Consider the following 5468-nt stretch of genomic DNA (forward strand, 5'->3'; position numbering starts at 1 on the left):
AATCTACGCGGCGCTCGTCGTGCACCTCAGTTCTTAAAGCATCAGCATTTTGCTGGTGCTTTTTTTATACCACTGGAATCCAATATTCTACCAATAATTTTTCTGTATATAATCTTTTCCTTGTGAGTCTGGTTTTTTGTATAATTTATCACCAGGTTTAACGTCGAATGCTTCATACCAGGCATCCATGTTAACCGGTGCACCGATTGTTCTGTATGGACCTGGAGAGTGTGGATCAGTTTTAATTAACTGTGCAGCACTTTCATCCAAAATGTTACCTCTCCATACCTGAGCCCAGGATAGGAAGAAACGTTGATCTGGTGTAAATCCGTCAATTTTCTCGTTAGACTGACCTTGTTTGGTTAATTTAAATGCAGTGTAAGCGGCATTCAGACCACCTAAGTCGCCAATGTTCTCACCCATGGTTAATTTTCCATTTACATGGATGGTATCTAATACCGTATATGCATCAAATTGCTCGCCTAAAGCTTTGGTTTTCTCTTCAAACTTCGCTTTGTCTTCAGCAGTCCACCAGTTGCGCAGGTTACCATCTTTATCATACTGGCTTCCGCTATCATCAAAACCATGTGACATTTCGTGACCGATTACGGCACCAATACCACCATAGTTGATCGCATCATCTGCTTCAGGTGCAAAGAACGGGAATTGTAGTATTCCAGCAGGGAATACAATTTCGTTCATCGTCGGACTGTAATAAGCGTTCACTGTTGGTGGCGTCATTCCAAAACGAGTACGGTCAACTGGTTTCCCAAGCTGGCTCACCATTTCGTTGTATCTCCACACATCTGCGTTGCGTAAGTTCTGGAAATAAGTGGTCGGTGTAATTACCAGGCCATCATACGTTTTCCACTGATCTGGATAACCGATTTTTGGCGTAAAAGCATGTAATTTAGCCAATGCTTTTTCCTTGGTTTCTGCACTCATCCAATCTAAACCTTTGATTCTGGTTTCGAAAGCCGTACGCAGGTTTTTGATTAATTCGGTCATACGCGCTTTAGCTTCTGGTTTGAAGTATTTAGCCACATATAATTGGCCCAAAAGCTCACCTATATTTTGGTCAGTAGCCGAAGCCATGCGCTGCCACCTTGGTGTTTGCACACGCTGGCCTGTTTGTACCTGGTTAAAGGCAAATGCCGCATTAACGAATGGTGAACTTAGGTTCGGTGCACTGCTTTTTAAAACGTTCCACTCCAGGTAAGTTTTCCAGTCAGCTACCGGAACGCTTTTCAACATGCCATCAAGACTGGTAAAAAACTTCGGACTAGAAACAAGTATGGTATCCTGCCCAGTCACTTTTAACTGCGTTAAGATGTTTTTCCAGTTTAAATGGGGTGTTGTTTTGCTAAAATCAGCAACGGTAAATTTGTTGTAGGTTTTGTAAGGATCGCGCATCTCCAGTCTGCTCATCTGTGCAGCAGCCAGTTGTTTTTCGATATTCATTACCGTGGCGGCTTTTTTAGTTGCCTCAGCAGCAGAGTTTCCCGTTAAAGAAAAAAGCGTAGTCATGTAGGTGGTATAAGCTTCCCTGATTTTCACAGAGCGGCTGTCGTCTTTCAAATAGTAGTCGCGATCTGGAAGAGATGTTCCTCCCTGACTAAATGAAGGCAGGTACTTATTAACATTCTTTCTATCCTGCGCTACATAAAAACCAAACATGGGTCCGGCAATACCCGAAGTCCGCATGTTGCTCACTTCAGTTAATACACCACTTAGGTCTTTAATTTTTTGAACGCGGGCTAAGTCTGCTTTGATAGGGGTATAACCTAATTTCTCAATGGTCAGGCTATCCATAGCAGCCGTATAAAAATCACCTACACGTCTGGTTGGTGTACCGGCAGCGGCATTTTTATCAGCAGCGGCATCATGTACCAGGCCTTTAACAGCAATAATGTTAAAATCGCGTAATACATTAAAACTTCCCCAACGGGTTTCTTTTGCAGGTACAGGGTTGTTTTTAATCCACGAGCCACTGGCATACTGGTAAAAATCATCACCTGGCTTTACGCTCAGGTCCATGTTTGCAGGGTCGATAAGCTTGGATGGTGTAAGTTGTGCAGAAGCTGAATAGCTGGCTGCAACAATTCCCAGAACAGCGAAATAGCCTTTGAGTTCTTGTAGTTTCATTTGAATAATTCTTTTTCTTTATAGGATTGCGCAGGGTACGACCAGATGCGTTACCGTGATGCAATCCTAATTGTTAAGTTTATTGCATTATTTGCAATAAAACCCAATTTAGGAAATAGAATTAAACAAATCGCTTGTCTAATGAAAATTTTACTTGTTAAACCAATAATAAAGCTTGGTAAGCGTAAACTTTTTAAGGATATCCCCGGTAATATGGAAAACTTTAAGTGACTTCATAACACTGGATTTTATATAACTATTAACATATTTTAACATAAATTATTGTGTTAGTCTGCTTAATTTTAATATGACGGGTTCTTTTATAGTGCTTGTAATGCTAAACTATGGCGGCTGATTTTTCATTATATAGGCTGGAAACATTAAATTTGCGTTTATCCTAATACCCACAATCAATATTATATTTCTCAATCTATATCAATGAGCATTTCCACTAAATACGATCCTGCGTCAACAGAAGATAAATGGTACAGTTACTGGCTTTCTAAGAAGTTTTTTCATTCAGAGCCCGACGAACGTGAGCCTTATACCATCGTTATTCCACCTCCAAATGTGACGGGTGTTTTACATATGGGCCACATGCTGAACAATACCATACAGGATGTTCTGATTCGTAAAGCTCGGATGCAGGGTAAAAATGCCTGCTGGGTTCCGGGTACGGACCACGCCTCCATTGCTACTGAAGCAAAAGTGGTGGCCATGCTTAAGGAAAGAGGAATTAGTAAGGCCGACCTGACCCGGGAGGAGTTTATGGCTTATGCCTGGGAATGGAAAGATAAATACGGTGGCATTATTCTGGAACAGTTGAAAAAGCTGGGTGCCAGTTGCGACTGGGACCGTACGCGTTTTACCATGGAAGAAGACCTGTCTGATTCGGTGATCGACAGTTTTATCCACTTGTATAAAAAAGGATGGATTTACCGTGGTATCCGCATGGTAAACTGGGATCCTGCAGGTAAAACAGCTGTATCTGACGAGGAGGTGATCCGCAAGGAGGTTAATCAGAAATTATACTACATTAAATATACCATCTCCGGAACGGATGATAGCGTAACCATTGCAACTACACGCCCGGAAACCATCATGGCCGATGCAGCCATTTGTATCAACCCTAATGATGAGCGCTACGCCCACCTGAAGGGTAAAAAGGTTTTTGTGCCTTTAATTAACCGTGAAATTCCAATTATTGAGGACGACTATGTTACAATGGATTTTGGTACTGGTTGTTTAAAAGTTACCCCTGCTCACGACCTGAATGATTATGAACTGGGTGTTAAACATAAACTTCCGGTAATCGACATCCTGAATGATGATGGTACCTTAAATGAACTTGCCGTTATTTTAGTGGGTGAAGATCGTTTTGTTGCCCGCAAAAAAATAGGCGTTATGCTACAGGATGCCGGTCATTTAGAGAAGGTGGAAGATTATAAATCGCAAGTTGGTTTCTCTGAACGTACCGATGCCGCTATCGAACCTAAATTATCCATGCAATGGTTTTGCAAGATGGAAGAGATGGCGAAACCGGCTTTAGACGATGTGCTAAACGGTGAAGTAAAACTGATTCCGGAGAAGTTTGTGAATACCTATCGCCACTGGATGGAAAATGTGCGCGACTGGAACATCAGTCGCCAATTGTGGTGGGGCCAGCAGATTCCTGCCTGGTATGACCATGAAGGTAATTGGGTGGTTGCAAAAACCAAAGAAGAGGCTTTGGATGAATTTTTGAAACTTAAAGATATAGACAACGTTTTCACGGAAGCAGAAGCCGCAGGTTTTAAAAGTCAGCTGGCACCTTTTGTGAAACAAGACGAGGATGTGGTGGATACCTGGTTCTCTTCGTGGTTATGGCCAATTTCGGTATTCGATGGTTTGAAGAACCCGGGAAACAAGGAAATCAGCTATTACTATCCAACCAATGATTTAGTGACTGCACCTGAAATCATGTTTTTCTGGGTAGCCAGGATGATCATGGCTGGTCATGAGTTTATGGGCAAAAAGCCTTTTACGAATGTTTACCTAACAGGTATCGTGCGCGATAAACTGGGCAGGAAGATGTCTAAGTCTTTAGGTAACTCACCTGACCCAATTGGCCTGATTGAGAAATTTGGTGCCGATGGTGTTCGTGTAGGCATGCTGCTTTGCTCGCCAGCAGGTAATGACCTGATGTTCGATGAAAGCTACTGCGAGCAGGGTAGAAACTTCGCCAATAAAATATGGAATGCTTTCCGCCTGGTAAAAGGATGGGAAGTGGATGAGAACCTTGAGAATCCTAATACACAGGCCATTGCCTGGTTCGATAACCGCTTTAATGAGGCTTTGGCCGAGATCGAAGATAACTTCAAACAGTACCGTTTATCAGAAGCCCTCATGGCTACTTATAAATTGGTATGGGATGATTTTTGTGCCTGGTACCTGGAAATGGTTAAACCGGTTTATCAGCATCCCATTGATGCGGAATCGTTAAAAGCCACCATCGGGTTCTTTGAGCGTATCCTGACCTTGCTTCACCCATTTATGCCTTTCTTGACAGAAGAGTTGTGGCATGATGAGCTATTCGGCGAAAAGGGCGAAATGGATTGTATCATCGTAGCCAGCTACCCAACTTTTGTTGCTGCGGATGCCCAGATTCTAAAGGACGTGGAGATTATTAAACAGGTGGTTGCCGAAGTGAGAAATGTGCGTAACATTAAACAGATTTCTCCGAAAGAGGCCCTGCCTTTAAGTATAAAAGTTAATTCTTCGCTTGAGTATGAGAAATGGTTGAACATTGTGTTTAAACTGGCCAATATTAGCGAGGTAGAATTTGTAAATGATAAAATAGCTGGCGCAGTGAGTTTCATGGTGGGTAATGATGAGTTTTTCATTGTTTTGAATGAAGCTATTGATGTGGAAGCCGAAATTGAACGCCTGAATGCGGAACTGACTTACCTGAAAGGTTTCCTGAAATCTGTAGAAGCCAAGTTAAGCAACGAGCGTTTTGTGCAAAATGCTAAACCTGAAGTAGTAGAGAATGAGAGGAACAAAAAAGCGGATGCTGAAGGGAAGATTGCTATTATACAAGAGAGTTTGAGTGCTTTAACTGCTTAAAAAATCGCTATGATCTGTTCGAAGTCTGAAAACTTTTACCGAAGAGGTAAAAGCCTTCTAGGCCTTTTCACAGACATAGCGATTTTTTTGTGCAAATAAAGGGGGGGTAGTCCGGTTAAGAGGTGATAGGAGGCTGCTAAAAAAATCGCTATGATCTGTTCGAAGTCTGAAAACTTTTACCGAAGAGGTAAAAGCCTTCTAGGCCTTTTCACAGACAT

2 protein-coding genes are annotated in these 5468 nt (G+C 42.2%); one reads left to right on the forward strand and one right to left on the reverse strand.

The window, feature by feature from the left end:
* Nucleotides 1–87 precede the first annotated feature (87 nt).
* Nucleotides 88–2145, reverse strand: a complete 2058-nt coding sequence (locus ACR2F3_RS09365; RefSeq protein ID WP_432709717.1) for a M13 family metallopeptidase — start codon at nt 2143–2145, stop codon at nt 88–90.
* Nucleotides 2146–2583: 438 nt separating this feature from the next.
* Between ACR2F3_RS09365 and ACR2F3_RS09370 the strand changes: the two genes are divergently transcribed.
* A complete protein-coding gene (locus tag ACR2F3_RS09370) occupies nt 2584–5250 on the forward strand; it encodes a valine--tRNA ligase (RefSeq protein ID WP_432709718.1) in 2667 nt (888 codons plus the stop codon).
* Nucleotides 5251–5468: the final 218 nt, after the last annotated feature.

The sequence above is a fragment of the Pedobacter sp. genome, from assembly GCF_045627485.1.
Classification (GTDB): domain Bacteria; phylum Bacteroidota; class Bacteroidia; order Sphingobacteriales; family Sphingobacteriaceae; genus Pedobacter.